The following is a 20,484-nucleotide window of genomic DNA, read 5'->3' as shown; positions in this document are numbered from 1 at the left end:
GCTCAGTGCTTCACACAGGCGGGGGTGCGGGACACGGGCAGACCCGGCATGAGCGTCCTGCGCTCCTCGGGGCCGATCGCCCCGCGCAGCCGGCAGATCCGGGTGAGCTGGGCGGCCGGGTCGAGGTCCCACAGTCGTACGGTCCCGTCGTTGCTGCTGCTCGCGAGGGTCCCCCCGCCGGGTGCGAACGCGACGCCCCAGACCGCGTTCGTGTGCCCGGTGAGTGTGGCCCACGGCCGCCGCCCGGCGACGTCCCAGATCCGGACCGTACGGTCGCTGCCGCTGCTGGCGAGGAGCGTGCCGTCCGGGGAGAAGGCGAGGCCGCGCACGGAGCCGGTGTGGCCGGTCAGGGAGGCCTCGAAGCGGCGGTGGCGGACGTCCCACAGGCGGACGGTGCCGTCGTTGCCGCTGCTCGCGAGGGTGCGGCCGTCGGGGCTGAAGGCCACGCCCCGCACCGCGCCGGTGTGGCCGGTGAGGGTGGCGAGCGGGCGGTGGGTCGCGGTGTCCCAGAGGCGGACGGTCAGGTCGTCGCCCGCGCTGGCCAGCGTGCGGCCGTCGGGGCTGAACGTGACATCGTTGGCGGAGTCCGTATGGCCGTCGAGGACGGCGAGTTGACGGCGGCCGGCGACGTCCCAGAGGCGGACCGTGCGGTCGGCGCCCGCCGAGGCGAGGGTCCTGCCGTCGGGCGCGAACGCCACCGAGAACACGTCGCCGGTGTGGCCGGTGAGGGTCGCGAGCGCGCGGTGCGAACGGACGTCCCACAGCCGGACCGTGCCGTCCGAGCCCGCCGACGCGAGGGTCCGTCCGTCCGGCGCGAACGCCACCGAGAACACGCTCTCGTGATGGCCCGTGAACGTGGTCACGAGCCGGCGCCGGGCCACGTCCCACAGCCGTACGGTGTGGTCGGCGCCGGCGGCGGCGAGAAGCTTTCCGTCCGGGCTGTACGCGGACTGCGAGACCTCGGTGAAGGGACGGGCCGTCAGCACCGGGCCGCGCAGGTCCCACAGCACCACCGACTGGTCGAAGCCGCCGGTGGCGAGCGTCGTCCCGGTGGAGTCGACGGCGACGGACATCACGTAGTCGGTGTGCCCGGCGAGGACCGCGACCGGCCGGCCCGTCCGCACGTCCCACAGCCGGGTCGTGCCGTCGCCGCCCGCGCTGACGACCGTCGCGCCGTCCGGCGTGAAGGTGACCGCGTTGACGTCGTCGCTGTGGCCGGTCAGCGTCGCCGTGGACCGGTCCGAGGCCACGTCCCACAGGCGTACGGTCCGGTCGACGCCCCCGGAGGCCACGCTCCGCCCGTCCGGCGCGAACGCCACCCCGAGCACTTCGTCGGTGTGCCCCCTGAGCACGGCGAGCGGCCGTCCCCGGTCGGTGTCCCACAGGCGTACGGTCCGGTCGGAGCCGCCCGAGGCGAGGGTCCGGCCGCCCGGGGCGTAGGCCAGCGTGTTGACCCGGCCGGTGTGCCCGACGAGCCGCACCACGGTGGGGCGGTCGGCGTCGATGTCCCACAGTTGGACCGTTCCACCGTCCCCGGCGACCGCGAGGGTATGGCCGCGCGGGTCGAAGGCGAGCGCGCGGGCGCCGGTGGTGGCCGCGGGCAGCAGGGTCCGCAGCCGGTGGTCGGTGGCGCCCCAGATCCGAACCGGCCCGTCCGACGAGGTCGCCGCGAGGGTGGAGCCGTCGGGGCTGAAGGCGACCGAGCGGACCCGTCCGGGCACCGGGAGCGTGGCGGTCGTCCGGCGGTCGGCGATACGGCGCAGCTGTACGGCGCCGTACGCGCCGCCGGTCGCGAGGAAGCGGCCGTCGGGTGCGAAGGCGACGGCGTTGACCGGCCCGTGCCGGCCGACGAGGCGGGCGGAGAACGCCTGGGCCTGGGTGCTCAGCAGGGCGCCGCGGGCCTCGGGGGTGCGGTCGGCGCGGTAGGCCTCCTCGGCGAGCAGCATGGACGCCTCGGGCCGGCCGCCGGCCAGGGAGGTGGACTGCACGGCGAGTGCCTGGGAGCGTGCGACGCGTTCCTGGTCGAGGGCGCCGGCGCGCTGCTGGTAGGCGAGGCCTCCGGCGGTGAGCGCGAGGCCCAGCAGGACGGCGAGCGTCGCGAACAGGGCCTGGCGGAACCGGATCTGACGTCGCGCCAGTTGCTGTCGTGCGTCCTCCTCGGTCTGGCTGGCCTGGAGGAAGGCGAGTTCGCGGGGGCCGAGGCGGCTGCGGCCGTCGAGGTCGTCGGCCCAGGAGCGGACCGTGTCGAGGCGGGTGCCGCGGTAGAGGGCGGACGGGTCGTGGTCCTCGCGCTCCCATTCGGCGGCGGCGTGGGCGAGTTGCTGGTGGATGAGGAGTCCGGCGCGGTCGGCGTGGATCCAGTCGCGCAGCCGGGGCCAGGCGTGCAGCAGCGCCTCGTGGGTGATCTCGACGGTGTCCCGGTCCACGGTGATGAGCCGGGCCCGGACGAAGACGTCGAGGGCGGCCGAGGCGGCGTCCGCGTCGGCGAGTTGTTCCATCAGGGTGCTGCGGCCGGCGCGGCGGCGGGTCGCGGCGGTGTCCTCGTCGGAGACGCGGACGAGACGTGACAACACCCGCCGGATGGTGTGCTGTTCGGCCGGGTACAGCTGGGCGAACACGGTCTCGGCGGTGCGGGCGACGGCGCCCTGGATGCCTCCGGTGCGCTCGTACCCGGCGACGGTGAGGGTGGTGTCCTCGCGCTGCTGCCAGGTGGCGAGGAGGGCGTGCGAGACGAGGGGCAGGGCGCCGGAGGGGGTGGTGTCGGAGGGGTTCGTGTCGGGGGTGGCGCTGTGCGGCTCGGTGCCGGGGTCCTCGCGCAGGCCCGCGTCGCGCAGGAGGAGGGGGACCAGACCGGGTTCGAGGGTGATGCCGGCGAGTTCGGCGGGGCGGGTGATGGACTCGCGCAGTTCCGCCACGGACATGGGCAGCAGGACGAACAGTCCGTCGGTGAACACCGGCGCGAGTTCGGGGAGTTCGAGGCAGCGGCCGGTGAAGTCGGCGCGTAAGCCGAGCACGACGACGGCGGGGTCCGGGCCGCCGGTGGACAGCGCGCGCAGCACCCGGACGAAGGCCCGTCGCTCGCTGTCGTCGCAGCAGAGGGTGAAGAGTTCCTCGAACTGGTCGACCAGCAGCACCGGGCGGACCGGCGGCGGGCGGCGCCCGTCGGGCCCGGGCGGGGCGCCTTCGGAGCGGGCCCGGACCGCTTCCAGCAGGGCCTCGGGCCGCTCGGTCAACTCCCGCGCGGTGAGGTGGAGATCGCTGCCGAGGGCCTTCGCCGTCCGTTCGAGGAGTTCGTCGAGCGGATGCACGGTGGGGGTCAGGGCGACCACCGGCCAGCGCTCGGCACCGGGCATCGGGAAGCCGCCGGGGCGGCGCAGCGCCGGGATCAGTCCGGCGTTCAGGAGCGAGGACTTGCCGGCCCCGGACGGGGCGACGAGCAACAGCGGTCCGCCGCCGACGCGTTGGAAGACCCGCTCGACGAGCGCGGCCGTGGACCGTTCCCGGCCGAAGAACCAGGCCGCGTCCTGCGGGGTGAACGCGGACAGTCCGCGATACGGACAGGCGGGCTCGGAGGTGTCGGTGGCCGCGCCGGCGCCGCGCTCGGCCGGTCCCGTCTCCCGCACCAGGCGGAGCAGCTCGCCGTCGGCGCGCAGGATGTGGTCGCACTGGCGGGCCACGTCGACCGTGGCCCGCTTGACGCCGGTCTCGATCTTGCTGAGATAGCCCTTGCTGTAGTGCGTCTGACGTGCGAGATCGGCCAGCGACAGTCCGCGCTCCCGGCGCAGCCGGCGTAGCTGCGCGGGAAAGGACGGTGTGGCCTGTGCGGTGCCTGCCGGTTGGTCGGACCGGTCGGCGCCCGCGTGGTCGTGGTGCTGATCCCCCAAGGCGTCCCCCCTGGCATGGCCTGTCCGGATCGTGAGACGGCGGATGCCCAGGTTACTGCGGGGGTCGGACGCGAAGACAGGATTTTCACCCGGAGAGACGAAAGCGGGACTGCCGGGACCGGTGTGGGGACCGGTCCCGGCAGTGCTCCCCCGTGGTGGAGGGTCCCCCTACGGGCGGTTGAGGACGATGGAGTTGATGGGGGTGAAGTTGCGGAGCAGGCCGTTGTCCTGGGCGATGGTCTCGGTGCAGTTCGTGCCGTTGTAGCCGTTGCACAGGCTCACGGACGCGCCGCCGGTCTGGTGGTTGAGGATCCAGTGCTGTCCGGTCTGGTTGCTGAGGTTGTGGGCGCCGTAGCTGTAGTACACGTCGGTCGGGTGCGGGTTGTTCGCGGGGACGACTCCCTCGCCGTAGATGCAGACCGCTCCGGACGGACACCCGTCCCACGAGGGCCCGTCGGCGGGCTTCGCCTGGGCCGCTCCGCTCATCGCGACCACCGTGACGGCGGCGGTGGCGAACGCGGCGGCGGCACCCAACATCTTGCGCATGTATCCCCCTAATGGGACTCCTGCGTCGTGGCAGGACGTGCTTCGTGCTGACGGAGAGAAGCCTGTCCCCGGGCTGTCGTGGGGTCGACGGGTTTCCTGTTGCCCGTCGGCCTGATGGGTGGGAAACCCGGTGTGAGCAGGGGTTTCACCGGTCGGCGGGCAACCGGTGGGGCACTCTTTCGGGCCAGGCGGCGGACGCCCCGGCCTACTGGTCGGACGAGTTGGGGCGGGCGAGGCCGAGGTCGTAGGCGAGGATCACCGCCTGGATCCGGTCGCGGGCGCCGACCTTCGCCAGGACGCGGCCGACGTGGGTCTTCACCGTGGACTCGGAGACGAAGAGGCGCTCGGCGATCTCGCCGTTGGTCCAGCCCTGGCCGATGGCGAGCAGGATCTCGCGCTCGCGTTCGGTGAGCGAGCTGATGCGGGGGTCGTCCGCCGCCGGAGCCCGGTCCGGGGCCCGCGGCGCGTGTTTCGGCAGGTGCTGGGCGTAGGCATCGAGCAGGCGGCGGGTGAGGGCGGGCGCGATGACCGCGTCGCCGGAGGCCACCGCGCGGATGCCGGCGAGGAGTTCCTCGGGGTGGGCGTCCTTGAGGAGGAAGCCGCTGGCTCCCGCGCGCAGGGCCTCGTGGGCGTACTCGTCGAGGTCGAAGGTGGTGAGGATCAGGACGCGGGAGCGGTCGCCGGCCGCGACGACCCGGCGGGTGGCCTCGATGCCGTCCATGCCGGGCATCCGTACGTCCATCAGGATCACGTCGGGGCGTAGTTCGGCGGCCATCCGCACCGCCTCGCCGCCGTGCCCGGCCTCGCCGACCACCTCGGTGTCGGGGTTGGCCTCCAGCAGCATGCGGAATCCGAGCCGTTGGAGGGGCTGGTCGTCCACGATGAGCACGGTCGTCATACGGCCGGCCCGATCGCGTCGAGCGGGGTGAGGTCGAGGACGGCCCGGACCGTCCAGCCGCCGCCGGGGGCGGGGCCGGTGGTGACGGTGCCGTGGTAGAGGGCGGCGCGTTCTCTCATGCCGGCGAGTCCGTGTCCTTCGTCGTGGCTCGGTGCGGGTCGGGTGCCGGCCGTGCCGGGGCCGGTGTCGTGGCAGTCGATGAGCACGCGGGTGTCTTCCACTACGACCGTGAGCTCGACGCGGGTGTCGTGGCCCGCGTGCTTGAGGGCGTTGGTCAGGGCCTCCTGCACGATGCGGTACACGGCGAGCTGGACCCCCCGGTCCAGGGCGGCCGGGTCGCCGCCGGTGCGGTACACGACCTGCGGACCGGCCGCGCGGATGCGGGCGCACAGGGCGTCGAGGTCGGCGACCCCCGGCTGCGGGCTGAGTTCGGGGGCGTGCGGGGTGGGGCTCTGGACGCGCAACACGCCCAGCATGCGCCGGAGTTCGCCGAGCGCCTGGCGGCCGGTGTCGCCGATGAGGAGCAGTGCCTGCTTTCCGCGTTCGGGGGCGAGGTCGGTGGCGTAGGCGCCGCCGTCGGCGAGGGTGATGATGACGGAAAGGTTGTGGCCGATGATGTCGTGCATCTCCCGTGCCACCCGGGTGCGTTCGGCGGCGGCGGCGAGTCTGCTGCGCTGGTCGCGCTCGACCTCCAGGCGGGCCGCGCGGTCGCGCAGCACGGCGAGCTGGGCACGTCGGATACGCACCACGAAGCCGAGCGCGACAGCCGCGGTGACGGTGCTGAACAGGACGAACAGGGCGTCCAGGAACGGCACTTGGGACGGCAGCCGGAGCGTGAACAGCCCCAGGGCGGCCAGCGCGACCGCGCAGGCGGCGGGCACCCGCCGCAACTGCCCGTGCAGGACCAGGCTGTAGAGGGAGATCAGCAGGGCGACGTCGGCGCGCAGCCAGACGCCCAGCGCGGCCTGGACGAAGAAGACCGCGGCGATCAGCGCGAAGGCGAGGGTCGGTCTGCGCCGCCGCCACAGCAGGGGCAGCACCAGTCCGGCCTGGAGGGCGACGGTGGCGGGCCAGGGCAGATGGATGAAGCTGTTGTCGAAGCCGCGTCGTCGGCCGTGGTCGTCGTCCAGCAGGTCCGGCAGGCAGAACATCAGTACGACCAGGACGATCAGCGCCGTGTCCAGCACCCAGGGGTGGCGCCGGTCGCCCTGCTTGACCCGGCGGCCGAACCGGGACAGCCCGCCGGCCACGGGGTGGCTCCACGGGAGGTCCGTCTCCGCGAGCGGCGCGCGGGCGGGGTCGTCGGGGCTCATCGGTGTCACCGGTCCGGGTCCATGGAGGTCACCTGTCCATTGTGGCGCTCCGCGCGGAAGCGGCATCCGGCCGGCGGCCGGGCCGGATGCCGTTTCCGCGGCTCAGGCGTCGGTCCGCGCCAGGCGGTGGGCGGCGCCGGCCAGCGCGAGCGCCGTCCAGCCGGCGAAGACCAGGAGTCCGGCGCCGGGCGAGAGGGTCGTCGAGTCGTGGGTCAGCGCGAACATCGCCTGGCCGGCGTTGCTCGGCAGATAGGGGTTGATGTCGTCCTGCCAGGAACTGGGCAGCAGCGAGATCAGTCCGGGCACCAGCATCAGCGAGGCGACCAGGACCGAGATGCCGCCCGCCACCGAGCGCAGCCACGCGCCCAGCGCGGTGCCGATCACACCGACCAGGCCGAGGTAGAGACCGGCGCCGAGCAGACTGCGCAGGACCCCGGAGTGCCCGAACGCGAGGGCGGCGGGGGTGCCGGAGACGATGCCGCCGACGATCGGGAACGCGACGAACACGCCGACGAGGGAGACGCCGAGCGCGACCGCGCCGAACACCAGGGCCTTGGACCACAGCACCGGCAGCCGGCGCGGTACGGCGGCCAGCGTGGAGCGGATCATGCCGGTCGAGTACTCGCCCGCGGTGACCAGGACGCCCAGCACCCCGAGGGCGAGCTGCGCGAAGTTCGTGCCGAACAGGGAGAGGTCGAGGGCGGTGTCGTGGGCGTCGTCGGGCCTCAAGTGCCCTGATCCGTAGTCGGACTTGTAGTGCGCGGCGGCGATCAGGCCGAACGCGATCAGGAACAGCAGGCCGAGGCCCAGGGTGATCCAGGTGGAGCGCAGGGACCACAGCTTGGCCCACTCGGAGCGCAGCACGCGGCGCCCGGTGACCTTGTACGCCGGACGGGTCGGGCGCAGGTCCGCGGGTGCGGCGGTGTCGGTCGTGGTGGCGGTGCTCACGCGGCCCTCCCGGGGGTGTCGACGGTGGTGGTGCCGTGGTACTCGACGGCGTCCCGGGTCAGGTCCATGAACGCCTGCTCCAACGAGACGGTGCGCGCGCTGAGTTCGAAGAGGGGGATGCGGTGCTCGGCGGCCCTGATGCCGATGGCCCGCGCGCTCAGCCCGGTGACGTGCAGTTCCTCGGAGCCGACCGCGCCGGTGATCTCCACACCGGGTCCGGCCAGCACCTCGCGCAGCCGGACGGGCTGCTCGGAGGCCACGGTGACGGTGTCGCCGCCCGCCTGCCGGACCAGGTCCCGCACGGTGGTGTCGGCCAGCAGCCGTCCGCGTCCGACGATGATCAGGTGGTCGGCGACCAGTGCCATCTCGCTCATCAGGTGCGAGGAGACGAAGACGGTACGTCCCTCCGCGGCGAGCCCGGTCAGCAGGTTGCGGATCCACAACACCCCTTCGGGGTCGAGGCCGTTGACCGGTTCGTCGAGCATCACGGTCGCCGGGTCGCCGAGCAGCGCGGCGGCGATGCCGAGCCGCTGCCCCATGCCGAGGGAGAAGGCCCCGGCCCGCTTCCTGGCCACGGACCGCAGGCCCGTCAGCTCGATGACCTCATCGACGCGGCGGCGCGGGATGCCGTGCGTGTGGGCCTGTGCCATCAGGTGGTCGAAGGCCGAGCGGCCCGGGTGGATCGACTTGGCCTCCAGGAGCGCGCCGACCTCCTGGAGGGGCGCGGTGTGCTCGGCGTAGGGCTTGCCGTTGACCGTGACGGTGCCCGCGGTGGGCGCGTCCAGGCCGACGATCATGCGCATCGTGGTGGACTTCCCGGCGCCGTTGGGCCCCAGGAAGCCGGTGACCGTGCCCGGCTTGACGACGAAGTCCAGCCGGTCGACCGCCGTCTTCTCCCCGTACCGCTTCGTCAGCTGTTGCGCCTCGATCATCGGCTTCCCTCACGCTCGGGTCACGGCCCCTGCCGGACACCGGAAACGCTAGGAGGGAGGGGGCCCCGAACCCGTCGTACCGAGGGGCCGTTGCGGGGCCGGGCGTAGTACCTCGGTACGACACCACTCAGCGAGTTGTGTACGTTCCCACTCCACAAACACACACTTCACGTCCACCAACTGCGGGAAATGCAACCGTCACACATATTTACAGTGCCTGTTACCTCTCTTACTGTGAACGTTCTCAGAACCAACCGCATGCGCATGTCAGTCGACCCAAGGAGGTCGGGTACACCGTGAAAATCCCGGGCCGCATAGTGAAGGCCGCCCTGCTGCTGGCCGCAGTCGCCCTCCCGGCGGCGATGCTCACCCCCACGGACGCCGCCGCCGCGAACTCGCTCACGATGCTCGGCGCCGACGTCTCCTCCGCCCAGCGCGCGATCGATCTCGGCGCCAAGTACTACGACTCCACCGGGACCGCCAAGGACCCGCTCGACATCCTCAAGGGCGCCGGCGTCAACTACGTACGCCTGCGGATCTGGAACAACCCCGCCAGCGGCTACAACAACAAGGCGAAGGTGCTGGCCTACGCGAAGCAGGTCAAGGCCAAGGGCCTCAAACTGCTGATCGACTTCCACTACTCCGACACCTGGGCCGACCCGGGCAAGCAGTACAAGCCGGCGGCCTGGGCGAGCCACGGCATCAGCGCACTGCAGACCGACGTCTACAACTACACCTACGACGTCTGCAACAGCCTCAAGTCCCAGGGCACCACCCCGGACAGCGTGCAGATCGGCAACGAGATCAACGTCGGCATGCTGTGGGACGACGGCAAGGTCGTCAACAACGACTTCACCAACCTCGGACTGCTCCTGAAGTCGGGCTACAACGCGACCAAGGCGTGCAACAGTTCCACCCAGGTGATCATCCACACCGCCGACGCGGACAGCGACTCCAACGCGCGCTGGTTCTACGACGGCATCAAGGCGCAGGGCGTCAACTGGGACATCACCGGGCTGAGTTACTACTGCATGTGGCACGGCACGCTGGCCAACATGGGCAGCGTCGTCTCGGACATGAAGTCCCGCTACGGCAAGGACGTCATCATCGCGGAGACGGCCTATCCGTTCACGTCGTCCGACGCGGACAGTACGGCGAACTCGGTGACGTCGGGCTGCTCCGGCTATCCGCTCACCTGGGCGGGCCAGGGCGCGGAGTTCACCGCCGTGCAGAACACGGCGCGCAGCGCGGGTGCGATCGGCGTCTTCTACTGGGAGCCGACCTGGTACGCGGTCACGGGCAACGGCTGGGACCCGGCCAACATCGCGACCAGCGGCGACGGTTGGGACAACATGGCGATCTTCAACTGGACCGGCCAGGTGAATCCGAACGTGAAGTGGACGGCGTAGCGGGGTAGTTCGACGCCCCGCGAAAGGCGCCGCCCGTCCGGCGGACGGGCGGCGCCGCTCGCTCCCGCCACCACTCGGCGATCAGCGCTCAGGACAGACGATCCGTCAGCGCGCGGTATACGGCGGCGGACTTGGGGTTGGCGCGACAGCGCCACACTCCGTGCGGGCAGTAGTCGCTGATGGTCTGGTAGAGGGGGTGCTGCGCCGCCATCCAGGTGAGCATGCCGCCCATGTAGGCGGGGTTGTCGCCGTTGTCGAACAGTCCCCACTCCGGGTAGGCGATGGGCTTGTGGTGGGCGCGGGCGAAGTCGACCTGCGCCAACAGGCCGTACGGCTCGGTCAGTTGGTCGGTGAAGGACAGGCCTCGGGGGGCGTCGTAGGCGTCCATGCCGATGACGTCGACGTAGGCGTCGCCGGGGTAGCAGTCGGGCCAGGGGATCGCGTCGTGGCCGCGGTTCGGGGTGAAGTCGAAGCGGAAGCGCTGGCCGGGGACGGAGCGCATCGCGGTGACGATACGCGCCCAGTACCGCTTCCAGGACGTGGGGTCGGGCGCGCAACGGTGGGTGTAGGTGGTGCCGTTCATCTCCCAGCCGAGGACGATCTCGGTGTCGGGGACGCCGAGATCGACCAGTCGGCGGGCGAGCGCGAGGAAGTGGTCGTCGTAGCGTCCGCCCGCTCCGTCCCCCAACTCGGCGCGGACCACGTCGTCGGACAGATGGGCCTCGCTGCGGTCCAGCATCGGGACGTTGAGCACCAGCAGCCGGTCCTGGCGGTCCCGGCGCCACGCGGCCCACTGTTCCAGGTCGCCGGTGGCACCCTCGATGCCGGCCCAGGTGTCACCGGGCAGATACGCGTGACCGACCCGGGGTTCGGACCGGCCGAGCCAGGCCCCGAACTCCGCGACCCTGCGCACCGCTTCGGGACCGTAGCCGACATAGGCGCCGTAGGCGGTCGACGGCCCGGACGGGTCCGCCGGGGCCGCCCGCACGGGCGGGGGCGGGGGCGGGGGTTCGCCACCGGGCACACAGCCAGGTCCGGCCAGCAGGACGAGCCCGAGGACGAAGGTGAACAGTGCCGCCGACCTGCGGCGCGTCCCGCGCGGGGCCACTGGACGCCTCCCCTTCTTCCCGGGTGCGATGGGGCGCCGGACGGCTCCGACGCCCGAGCAAGGTACCAGCGCGGGGCAGAGGACGATGTAGCGACCTATTCCGGACATGCGGGCGAAGTCGTGGAACGGGGGGTGGGAAGCGGTGCGATTTCGATCGGCACCGTGCCGATCATCCCCGTGCCAGGCCTACGGCGTCGAGGGTGGGCCCGTGGTGCCGCGTACCTGGAGGGTCGGTGGGGAGAGGACTGTCTCGGCCGGGCGGGTCGGGGTCGTCATCCGGTCCAGGAGGAGTTGGGCGGCGCGGCGGCCGATGTCGTGGCTGGCGTTGTCGACGGTGGTGAGCCACAGGTGTCGTAGGCGGGCCAGGTAGGTGTTGTCGTAGCCGACGAGGGAGAGGTCGTGCGGGACCCGCAGGCCCGACTCCTCGGCGGCCGACAGGGCGCCGACGCAGGCGATGTCGTTGAAGGCGAAGACGGCGGTGGGTGGTTCGGGGGTGTGGAGCAGGCGGACCATGGCGCGGTAGCCGCCCTCCTCGGTGAGGTCGCCCTGTTCGACCCGCGCGAGGTCGGTCAGGCCGTGTTCGCGCACGACCGTCTCGAAGGCGGTGCGGCGCAGTTCGCCGACGACGCCGTGGCCCGCGATGTGGGCGATGCGGCGGTGGCCGAGGTCGACGAGGTGCTCGGTGGCCAGGCGCGCGCCGTGCGCGTCGTCGCCCGCGACGACGTCGACGTGCGGCAGCACCGGCTCGCGGGCGCCCGCGACCACGGTCGGGATGTGGGTGGCGGCGGCGCGCAGTTCGTCCGTGGCGGGGAGGGTGCCGACCGCGACGAGTCCGTCGACGCGCAGTTCCGTGAAGGTGCGGGAGAGGTCGTCGTCGAGGCGCCGGTTGAGGCGGCCGTCGGCGAGCAGCAGGTGCAGGCCGCGCTCGTGGAGCCGGGAGCCGAGGCCGTCGAGGAGTTCCACGAACCAGGGGTTGCGCAGGTCGTTGAGGAGGACGCCGACCGAGCGGGTGCGGCGCTCGCTGAGGCTGCGGGCGGCGGCGTTGGGCCGGTAGCCGAGCTCCTCGACGGCACTGAGCACGGCCTGCCGTTTCTCGGGCCGCACCTGTTCGGAGCCGCGCAGCACCAGGGAGACCAGGGACTTCGACACACCGGCGCGTTCGGCGACATCTCGGATGGTCGGTGCTCTCATGGTTGGACCGTTCCACGCGCTCCGGTCGGCTGTCAAAGGCAGCTAAAGGTATTGACATAAGGACGTATGCGTTTCAGGGTGGCGGGAACAGCTTATGGACCGGTCCAAAGAAGGGCAGTCATGGTGACCTCGCTGGGTGTAGCCGTCGTGGGCTTCGGATGGATGGGGCGGGTGCACACCCAGGCGTACGCCCGGGTCCCGCACCACTTTCCGCAGCTCACGCTGCGGCCGGAGCTCGTGACGGTCGCCGAGGACGTGCCCGGGCGGGCCGAGCAGGCCGCCGAGCAGTTCGGTTTCGCCGCCACCACCCGCGACTGGCGCGATGTCGTGGCCGACCCGCGCGTGCGGGCGGTGAGCATCACCGCGCCGAACTTCCTGCACCGCGAGATCGGTGTCGCGATGGCCGAGGCGGGCAAGCACATCTGGATCGAGAAGCCGGTGGGCCTGTCCACGGCGGACGCCTCCGCCGTGTCCGACGCGGTCGCCAAGGCGGGCGTGCAGGGCGCGGTCGGCTTCAACTACCGCAACGCGCCCGCCGTGGAGGCCGCCCGCGACCTGATCGCCTCGGGCGAGCTGGGCACGCTCACCCACATCCGCGTCCGCCTGTTCAGCGACTACGCGGCCCACCCGGACGGCGCCCTGACCTGGCGCTACGAGCTGGAGCGCGGCGGCCACGGAGTCCTCGGCGACCTGGCCTCGCACGGCGCCGACCTCGCCCGCTTCCTGCTCGGCGACATCGCCTCCCTCACCGCCGACACCGCGATCTTCCTGCCGCGGCGGGCCCGCCCCACGGGCGCGACCGCGGGCCACGCGCTGGCCACGGGCGGCGAGTCGGGCCCGGTGGAGAACGAGGACTACGTCAACTGCCTGCTGCGTTTCGCCTCCGGCGCCCGGGGTGTCCTGGAGGCGTGCCGGGTCTCGGTCGGCGAGCAGAACAACTACGGCTTCGAGGTGCACGGCACCAAGGGCGCGGTGTTCTGGGACTTCCGCCGGATGAACGAACTGGCCGTCAGCCGGGGCACCTCGTACCAGGACCAGCCCGTCACCACCGTGTATGTCGGCCCGGGCGACGGCGAGTTCGGCGCCTTCCAGCCGGGCGCGGCCAACGCGATGGGCTACGACGACCTCAAGGTGATCGAGGCGTACCGCTTCCTGCGCTCCGTCGCCGAGGGCAAGCCCTACGGCGCCACCGTCCCGGACGCCGTGCACAGCGCGGCCGTACTGGACGCCATGGTGCGTTCGGTCGAGAGCGGCGGCTGGGAGAGCCCGGCGTGAGCGACGTGGGCGGCACCCGCTGAGACCGGCGCGAGGGGTGCGCGCGCACGCCGACCTGCGCGCCCCCGCACTGAGCCACCGGCGCGATCTCGCGTCCACCCGCCGGACTCGATTACCGTTCACGCTCGGGAGTCACTCGCCTACGCTGTGGTGACCGATGGCGGACGGGTATGGGGGCGGCATGGGATACGGCTTCGGACAGCGGCGCGGCGGTCAACTCCCCGTCGAGTTGACCAGCTTCGTCGGACGCACCGCCGAACTCGCCTCGCTACAGGCCGAGTTGGCGCGTTCGCGGCTGGTCACGCTGGTCGGTCCGGGCGGTGTCGGCAAGAGCCGTACGGCGTTGCGGGCGGCCCGCGCGGTCACCGACCGGTTCGCCGACGGGGTGCGGCTGGTGGAGCTGTCGGCCCTGCGCGACCCGGAGTTGGTGCCGCCGACGCTCGCGGGCGTGCTGGAGCTGCCCGAGCAGTCCGGGATGACGCCGCTGGACGCGATCGTGGAACACCTGCGCGGGCGGCGGATGTTGATCGTCCTCGACACGTGCGAGCACCTGGTCGACGCGTGCGCGATGCTCTGCGACGTCCTGCTGCGCGAGGCTCCCGGCCTGAGTGTGCTCGCCACCAGCCGGCAGCCGCTCGACGTGCCCGGTGAGTACTGTCTGCCGGTCGCCCCGCTGGCTCGCGCCGACGCCGTCGACCTGTTCGCCCAGCGGGCCGCCGCCGTCACCGGCGGCCCCGCCCTCGACGGCGCCGACCGGGAGCACGTCCTCGCGCTCGTCGACCGCCTCGACGGCATCCCCCTCGCACTCGAACTGGCGGCCGTGCGCCTGCGCGCCGTACCGCTCGCGGAACTCGTCGCCCGGCTGGACCGCCACTGCGAGGTCCTGACCGGCGGCCGGCGCTCGGCCCTGACCCGGCACCAGACGCTGCGCGCGGCCATCGACTGGTCCTACGACCTGTGCACACCCCAGGAACAGCTGCTGTGGGCACGGCTGTCGGTGTTCGCCGGTTCCTTCGGGCTGGCCGCCGCCGAGCGGGTGTGCACGGACGGCCCGGGTGGCGCAGAGGGACCGGGTGGCGCGGGCGTCCCGGGCGGCGAGGAGGTCGTCGAGGCGCTGATCGGCCTGGTCGACAAGTCGGTCGTCCAGCGCCTCGGCGAGGACGGGGGCCGCTACCGGCTCCTGGACACCATCCGCGAGTACGGCGCCGGGCGGCTCGCGGCGAGCGAGGACGCGGAGGCCTTACGGCGACGGCACTTCGCGTACTACGAGGAACTCGTCGGCCGTTTCTGGGACGGTCTGGTGGGCCCGGCGCAGGTCCCGCTGCACCACGCGGTGCGCGCGGAGATCGCCGATGTGCGGGCGGCCCTGGAGTACGGCTGTGCCACCGAGGGCCGGGGCGCGGACGCGCTGTGGCTGGCGACCCGGCTAGGGGCGTACTGGCGGGCGGCGGGGACGCTGTCCGAGGGCCGGTACTGGATCGACAAGGGGCTCGGACCGGTCCAACAGGACTCCCCGGTGCGGGCCTGGGCGCTGTTCATGACCGGGGTGTTCGGGGTGTGGACGGCCGATCTGGAGACGGCGTTGGACCGGTTTCCGCAGGCCCTCGACATGGCGCGGCGGGTCGGCGAGAGCCGGGTGGAGCTGTTCAGCGAGGGCTATCTGGCCGCCATGACCGTGCTCGGCGGCGCCGTCGAGGAGGGAATGGCGGCGCTCGACGCGGTCCGCGCGCGGATGGTGGCCGCCGACGACGCGCTGGGCATCGGTGTCGTGCACTACGAAGGGGCCCTGCTGTACGGGGCGTTGGGCTTCACGGACCGGGCGCTGGAGTGGTGCGAGCGGGGGCTGGCCTATCTGGAGGGCCGGGGCGAGCGGCAGTTGTACGGGTCCACGCTGACCGTCCAGGGAGTCATCCTGTGGCTCGTCGGGCGGCCGGAGGAGAGCGCGGTGGCGTTGCGCCGGGGGCTGGAGGCGGCGAGCGAGATCGGCGAGGTCCTCGTCGCGGCGCTCGCCTCCCTGGGGCTCGCCTGGCACGCGGCGGGGCAGCGGCGGTACGTCAGGGCCTGCTGGCTGCTGGGCTACGCCGAGCACGCGCGCCGGCTGGGCGGCGACCCGGTCGGCATACTGCCCCGGCTGCTGGAGGAGCAGGAGGCCCAGCAGCGGGCGGTGCGTGCCGCGCTGGGCGACGAGCCGTACGAGCGCTGGCGGGAGGCGGGGGCCCGGATGTCGGGCCGCGAACTCCTGGACGCCGTACGGGCGGACGCCGACGAACCGCCCGGTCTCCCCGCGCCCCGCCCCGGCACCGCCGACGGCCGTCCCGCCGATCCCCTCACCCGCCGCGAACGCGAGGTCGCCGCACTCGTGACCCGGGGCCTGTCCAACCGGGAGATCGCCGAACGCCTCGTCATCTCCAAACGCACCGTGGACGCCCACGTGGAGCACATCCTCGCCAAGCTGGGGATCACCTCCCGTACCGAGATCCTGGCCCCGGCACAGCCGGAGGGCACCTCGACGGCGTAGGTATCCGGCCGTCCCCGCATACCTAGGTACACCCTTCCGGGGCCGTGCCGACGACTGGGTGCACCGATCTCGCGGGGTTCGCACCCCCCGCACCCGCCCGGCACCGCAGGCTGGTCGCACCGCCAGGGGAACGGGACGTCGCGGGCGCCGGCAGTGTTGGTCAACCCCACGGCTGTCATGGCAGGGCGCCCGTCACCGCACCTCCCCTGGCGGTACTCACATGGGGCTGCCCCTGTCGGCGGGGGCAGCCCTCGGGCACGGGTGCCCGAGGTGCCGGGCGCTCAGCAGCAGGCCCTGGGGCCCGGCACAGCACGGCGCCCCGGTCGGGCTGCTGCTCGACCGGGGCGCCGGGACCTACCGCTTACCGCGTTCCAGTACTGCGTTCAGTACCGCGTTCTAGTACTGCTCGGTCTCCACGAACCGGGTGTCCGCGTCGTTGGCCGCGAAGGTGTCGACCGCGGCGGTCGGGTCGAATCCGGGAGGGCTGTCCTTCAGGCCCAGGCCCAGACCGGCCAGCTTCGCCTTGACCTCGTCGATGGACTTCGCACCGAAGTTGCGGATGTCCATCAGGTCGGCCTCGGAGCGCGCCAGCAGTTCGCCCACGGAGTGGACGCCCTCGCGCTTGAGGCAGTTGTAGGAGCGGACCGTGAGCTCCAGCTCCTCGATCGGCAGCGCCAGGTCGGCGGCCAGGGCGGCGTCCGTCGGGGACGGGCCCATGTCGATGCCCTCGGCGTCGATGTTCAGCTCGCGCGCGAGACCGAACAGCTCCACCAGGGTCTTGCCCGCCGAGGCCATGGCGTCACGGGGACGCATCGCCTGCTTGGTCTCGACGTCGACGATCAGCTTGTCGAAGTCGGTGCGCTGCTCGACACGCGTCGCCTCGACCTTGTAGGTGACCTTCAGCACGGGGCTGTAGATGGAGTCGACCGGGATCCGGCCGATCTCCTGGCCCACCTGCTTGTTCTGGACGGCGGAGACGTAGCCGCGACCGCGCTCGACGGTCAGCTCCATCTCCAGCTTGCCCTTGCCGTTGAGCGTGGCGAGGACGAGGTCGGGGTTGTGGACCTCGACACCGGCCGGGGGCGCGATGTCGGCGGCGGTGACCAGACCGGGGCCCTGCTTGCGCAGGTACATGACCACGGGCTCGTCCTGCTCGCTGCTGACGACGAGCTGCTTGATGTTGAGGATCAGGTCGGTGACGTCCTCCTTGACGCCCGGCACGGTGGTGAACTCGTGCAGGACACCGTCGATACGGATGGACGTGACCGCCGCACCCGGGATCGAGGAGAGGAGCGTACGGCGGAGGGAGTTGCCGAGGGTGTAGCCGAAACCGGGCTCCAGCGGCTCGATCACGAACCGGGAACGGAACTCGTCGACGACCTCTTCGGTCAGGGACGGACGCTGAGCAATGAGCACGGGGTGTTGCCTCCATTTTCGGCGCCCACTATTTGACGCCGTAGACCTCAAGAAGGATACGTCGACATCGCTTCGAACCTCGCCGGGCCCGCCCGGTAGGTGGGATCCGGTAGGTGGGATGTCGTCCGCCGGCCGACCGCACGGCGGCCCTGGCAAGCAGAAAACCCCACGCGAAGTGGGGTCTCAGCCGGGTGTCCGAAGACCGACATGACCTGTACCGGATGGCCGTGACGAGTCCCGGCCACCGCGCGACGGACCCTGCCATCGCCTTCGAACAACGGTTTACCCTACACGCCGTCGCCGCGGTCACGCCAACAGCCGTCGACACCACCGGACACATCCTTCACAACGGCAGGTCGAGGGTGAAGGTCGACCCGGCGCCGACCGTGCTCCTGACGGTGACCGAGCCTCCGTGCGCCTCGGCCAGGCGTCGTACGATCGCCAGCCCGAGGCCGCTGCCGCCGCTCTGCCGGTTGCGTGACTTCTCGGCCCGCCAGAAGCGGTCGAAGACGTGCGGGAGCTCGGCGGGGTCGATCCCGCATCCCGTGTCGGACACGTCGATGACGACGGCGGTCGTCCCGGGTCCTGGTCGCTCCGTGTCGTGGCTGCCGGGGCCGTCCCGGTGTTCGACGCGGGCGCGGAGCGTGACCGTGCCGCCCGCCGGTGTGTGTCTGATCGCGTTCGACACGAGGTTGTCCACCATCTGCCGGAGCCGGACGGGGTCGGCGCCGACCGTGATCGACGGGTCGGCCTCGGCGCGCAGCAGGACACCGGCCGGGACGGCCGCCGCCCGGCCGGCCGTCACCACGCTGTGCAGGAGTTCGGCGACCCGCACCGGAGCCGGTGACAGGCGCAGTTCGCCGGCCTCCGCCGCCGAGAGGTCCCGCAGGTCGTCGATGATGTGCTGCAACTGGAGCGCCTGCCCCAGCAGTGACGTCACGAGGGCGGAATCCGGGCGGGCGAGACCGTCCTCCACCGCTTCGAGCCAGCCGCGGAGGTTGCTGACCGGTGTGCGCAGTTCATGCGCGATGTCGTTGGTCATGTCACGGCGCAGGACCTCCAGTTTCTCGCGGCGCTCGGACATCGCGTTGAAGGCGGCCGACAGCCGGGCGACCTCGTCGCGGCCCCGTACCGGGACCCGGGCGGTCAGATCACCGTCCTCCATGCGCGTGGCCGCCACGGTGACCATGCGCAGCGGGCGCACCAGGCGGATGCCCGCCAGGGTCGTCACGATCACGGTGAGCAGGACGACGACGGCCGCCCAGCCCGCGATCTTCAACCGGTTCGCCTCGGACAGGTCGAAGAACGTCGACGCGGTACGGCTGTCGCTGTCGACGTACAGCAGCGCCTCCGGTGCCACGTACGGCGTGAGTTGTTGCGCGCGGCTCGTCGTCAGGCACGAGGAGACGGCCTCGCCCGAGGGAGCCGGGGTGTCGAAGGACGACCAGCCTCCGGCGATGTTCAGGATCACCGTGCCGGTCCTCAGGTGCCGTAGACAGGCGTTGACGAGCGAGTTGAGCGTCTTCAGCGGCTTCACCTCCGACGCGACCGGCTCGTTGAGCGTGCTTCCGGCGCACGGCCTGGTGAGGAGGAGGCCGTCCTCGTCGATGCCGGGCACGATCACGCGCGGGCGCCCGCTCGGCAGGAGTTCGACGCGTGCCCGCACACCCGCGTCCTCGTCCACGCACTTCGCCACGCGGTTCGCGACCACGCGCAAGTGGCGGGCGTCCCGGGCGGAGAGCCCGAAGGGGCCGACCGCCCGGGGGTCGATAGCCGGTGCCGTCGACCCGACGGTCCCGGGGAACTGGACGCCGACCGCACCCTGGGCCGTGGTGCCCAACCGCGCGTCGACGGACAGCGGGTTGACGACGGCGGTCGCCTTCGCGGGCGGCTGGAAGACGTGGCCGCGCTCCGGTGCGGAGCCGGAACCGGAGCCGGAGTCGGAACCGGAGTCGGAACCGGAGTCGGAGTCGGAGTCCGCGAGGATCCGTCCGTCCTCGGCCGTCAGAACCACTCGGTGGCCGGCTTGCCGGCCGAGTCGCTCCACCGTGCTCCGTACCCCGCTCCAGCCGGTGTGGGTCGCCGCGTAGCCCATCAGGCTGTCGTAGACACGGTTCTCGTCGGCGAGCGCCTGTCCCCGCTCCCCGCCGAGGGCGACGGCGGTGGTGTGCAGGACCACCCAGGCCGTCACCGTGATCGAGCAGATCGAGACGAGGGCCGACACCGCGAGCAGACGTATCAGCAGGCTGCGTCGTAACGGGATCGTCGCGCGGTCAGCCACGGCGTGGCTTCGGGTGCTCGTCCACGAGCTTGTAGCCCACCCCGTACACGGTCACCAGCGGGCTGGGCGGTCGGTCGTCGCCGCCGGCCACGCGCAGCTTGCGGCGCAGATTCATGACGTGCACGTCGACCGTCCTGGGCGTGATGAAGGGATCGGAGCCGTGCAGCCGTTCGAGTATCTGACTTCTCGACAACACGTGACCGGGGTGTTCGGCGAGCATCTCCAGCAGCTTGAACTCGCCGGGCGTGCAGGTGATGTGCTGCCCGTACGCGTACACCTCGTGCCGGGCGACGTCGAGCGACACGGGACCCGCCCGTACGACGGAGTCGCGTTCCGCCGGCTCCGTGACGGCGGGCGCGGTCAATCCGCCGCGCCTCAGCAACGACCGTACGCGAGCCACCAGTTCACGCGGGCTGAACGGCTTCGTCATGTAGTCGTCGGCGCCGAGATCCAGCCCGGTCAGGAGGTCGTCCTCCGACGACCTGGCGGTCAGCAGCAGTACTGGCAGGTGCGCGAGCCGTGGATCGGCGCGGATGATGCGGCACACGTCGAGTCCGTCGATCCACGGCATCATCACGTCGAGCACCAGGAGGTCCGGGAGCCGATGGCGCAACACGTCGAGAGCGAGCCGGCCGTCACCCGCCACCGTGACGGTGTGACCCTCGTGTTCGAGGTAACGGCGAATCAGTTCGGCCTGATCGGCGTCGTCCTCCGCCAACACTATGTCTGCGCGCATGCGGGCTTTTCCAGAGGATGTCATGCCGG

Annotated in this window: 14 protein-coding genes; 3 read left to right on the top strand and 11 right to left on the bottom strand. The window is 72.0% G+C overall.

The genetic code is table 11. The features are described 5' to 3' along the window. Positions 1-2: 2 nt before the first annotated feature. The 6 genes from ACIQPR_RS06930 to ACIQPR_RS06905 all read right to left on the bottom strand — a co-directional run bounded on the left by ACIQPR_RS06930 (position 3) and on the right by ACIQPR_RS06905 (position 8,521). Positions 3-3,884 (bottom strand): helix-turn-helix domain-containing protein, encoded by a 3,882-nt coding sequence (locus tag ACIQPR_RS06930; protein WP_403643133.1) that lies wholly within the window; start codon positions 3,882-3,884, stop codon positions 3-5. Positions 3,885-4,052: 168 nt separating this feature from the next. Continuing rightward, the gene (locus tag ACIQPR_RS06925; RefSeq protein WP_403643130.1) at positions 4,053-4,430 is read right to left on the bottom strand and encodes a hypothetical protein; all 378 of its coding nucleotides are present in this window, start codon (positions 4,428-4,430) and stop codon (positions 4,053-4,055) included. Between the two features lie 205 nt (positions 4,431-4,635). Beyond that, a complete protein-coding gene (locus ACIQPR_RS06920) occupies positions 4,636-5,328 on the bottom strand; it encodes a response regulator (RefSeq protein WP_403643128.1) in 693 nt (230 codons plus the stop codon). Further along, on the bottom strand, positions 5,325-6,641 hold the full coding sequence (locus ACIQPR_RS06915) for a sensor histidine kinase (RefSeq protein ID WP_403643125.1): 1,317 nt from the start codon (positions 6,639-6,641) through the stop codon (positions 5,325-5,327). Before ACIQPR_RS06915 ends, ACIQPR_RS06920 begins: the two co-directional genes overlap by 4 nt. Positions 6,642-6,743: 102 nt before the next feature. Continuing rightward, complete coding sequence (locus tag ACIQPR_RS06910) at positions 6,744-7,589, bottom strand: ABC transporter permease (RefSeq protein ID WP_403643123.1); 846 nt, start codon at positions 7,587-7,589, stop codon at positions 6,744-6,746. Then, the gene (locus ACIQPR_RS06905; RefSeq protein WP_403643121.1) at positions 7,586-8,521 is read right to left on the bottom strand and encodes an ABC transporter ATP-binding protein; all 936 of its coding nucleotides are present in this window, start codon (positions 8,519-8,521) and stop codon (positions 7,586-7,588) included. The genes ACIQPR_RS06910 and ACIQPR_RS06905 overlap by 4 nt, the downstream gene beginning before the upstream one ends. A 296-nt stretch (positions 8,522-8,817) precedes the next feature. Here ACIQPR_RS06905 and ACIQPR_RS06900 point away from each other — a divergent pair, with 296 nt between their 5' ends. Beyond that, a complete protein-coding gene (locus tag ACIQPR_RS06900) occupies positions 8,818-9,930 on the top strand; it encodes an arabinogalactan endo-beta-1,4-galactanase (protein WP_403643119.1) in 1,113 nt (370 codons plus the stop codon). An 88-nt stretch (positions 9,931-10,018) separates the two neighbouring features. Here ACIQPR_RS06900 and ACIQPR_RS06895 read toward each other — a convergent pair whose 3' ends face one another. Together ACIQPR_RS06895 and ACIQPR_RS06890 are read right to left on the bottom strand one after the other, a co-directional pair. Continuing rightward, positions 10,019-11,038, bottom strand: coding sequence for a glycoside hydrolase family 26 protein (locus tag ACIQPR_RS06895; protein WP_403643116.1), 1,020 nt, complete (start codon positions 11,036-11,038; stop codon positions 10,019-10,021). A 186-nt stretch (positions 11,039-11,224) separates the two neighbouring features. After that, the gene (locus ACIQPR_RS06890; protein ID WP_403643114.1) at positions 11,225-12,229 is read right to left on the bottom strand and encodes a LacI family DNA-binding transcriptional regulator; all 1,005 of its coding nucleotides are present in this window, start codon (positions 12,227-12,229) and stop codon (positions 11,225-11,227) included. A gap of 120 nt (positions 12,230-12,349) precedes the next feature. Here ACIQPR_RS06890 and ACIQPR_RS06885 point away from each other — a divergent pair, with 120 nt between their 5' ends. Then, positions 12,350-13,504 carry a Gfo/Idh/MocA family protein gene (locus ACIQPR_RS06885; protein ID WP_403643111.1) on the top strand — a complete coding sequence of 385 codons (1,155 nt, stop codon included), beginning with the start codon at positions 12,350-12,352 and terminating at the stop codon, positions 13,502-13,504. Between the two features lie 181 nt (positions 13,505-13,685). After that, on the top strand, positions 13,686-16,022 hold the full coding sequence (locus tag ACIQPR_RS06880; protein WP_403644727.1) for a LuxR C-terminal-related transcriptional regulator: 2,337 nt from the start codon (positions 13,686-13,688) through the stop codon (positions 16,020-16,022). A 396-nt stretch (positions 16,023-16,418) separates the two neighbouring features. Here the strand turns inward: ACIQPR_RS06880 and ACIQPR_RS06875 are convergent, their stop codons facing one another. From ACIQPR_RS06875 to ACIQPR_RS06865, 3 genes are all read right to left on the bottom strand, one after another. Next, positions 16,419-17,438, bottom strand: a complete 1,020-nt coding sequence (locus ACIQPR_RS06875; protein ID WP_403643108.1) for a DNA-directed RNA polymerase subunit alpha — start codon at positions 17,436-17,438, stop codon at positions 16,419-16,421. Positions 17,439-17,781: 343 nt separating this feature from the next. Further along, a complete protein-coding gene (locus tag ACIQPR_RS06870) occupies positions 17,782-19,719 on the bottom strand; it encodes a sensor histidine kinase (RefSeq protein ID WP_403643107.1) in 1,938 nt (645 codons plus the stop codon). Beyond that, positions 19,712-20,455 carry a response regulator transcription factor gene (locus tag ACIQPR_RS06865; protein WP_403643104.1) on the bottom strand — a complete coding sequence of 248 codons (744 nt, stop codon included), beginning with the start codon at positions 20,453-20,455 and terminating at the stop codon, positions 19,712-19,714. Before ACIQPR_RS06865 ends, ACIQPR_RS06870 begins: the two co-directional genes overlap by 8 nt. Positions 20,456-20,484 lie beyond the last annotated feature (29 nt).

It is taken from the genome of Streptomyces sp. NPDC091280 (assembly GCF_044768565.1).
Classification (GTDB): Bacteria; Actinomycetota; Actinomycetes; order Streptomycetales; family Streptomycetaceae; genus Streptomyces.
This window is presented reverse-complemented; position numbering and strand designations above follow the sequence as displayed.

Excerpts from the sequence above, each read along its gene's own strand:
- ACIQPR_RS06920 (WP_403643128.1), bottom strand. The coding sequence starts at position 5,328 with ATGACGACCGTGCTCATCGTGGACGACCAGCCCCTCCAACGGCTCGGA.
- ACIQPR_RS06865 (WP_403643104.1), bottom strand. The coding sequence starts at position 20,455 with ATGCGCGCAGACATAGTGTTGGCGGAGGACGACGCCGATCAGGCCGAA.
- ACIQPR_RS06905 (WP_403643121.1), bottom strand. The coding sequence starts at position 8,521 with ATGATCGAGGCGCAACAGCTGACGAAGCGGTACGGGGAGAAGACGGCG.
- ACIQPR_RS06915 (WP_403643125.1), bottom strand. The coding sequence starts at position 6,641 with ATGAGCCCCGACGACCCCGCCCGCGCGCCGCTCGCGGAGACGGACCTC.
- ACIQPR_RS06890 (WP_403643114.1), bottom strand. The coding sequence starts at position 12,229 with ATGAGAGCACCGACCATCCGAGATGTCGCCGAACGCGCCGGTGTGTCG.
- ACIQPR_RS06880 (WP_403644727.1), top strand. The coding sequence starts at position 13,686 with ATGGGATACGGCTTCGGACAGCGGCGCGGCGGTCAACTCCCCGTCGAG.
- ACIQPR_RS06925 (WP_403643130.1), bottom strand. The coding sequence starts at position 4,430 with ATGCGCAAGATGTTGGGTGCCGCCGCCGCGTTCGCCACCGCCGCCGTC.
- ACIQPR_RS06885 (WP_403643111.1), top strand. The coding sequence starts at position 12,350 with ATGGTGACCTCGCTGGGTGTAGCCGTCGTGGGCTTCGGATGGATGGGG.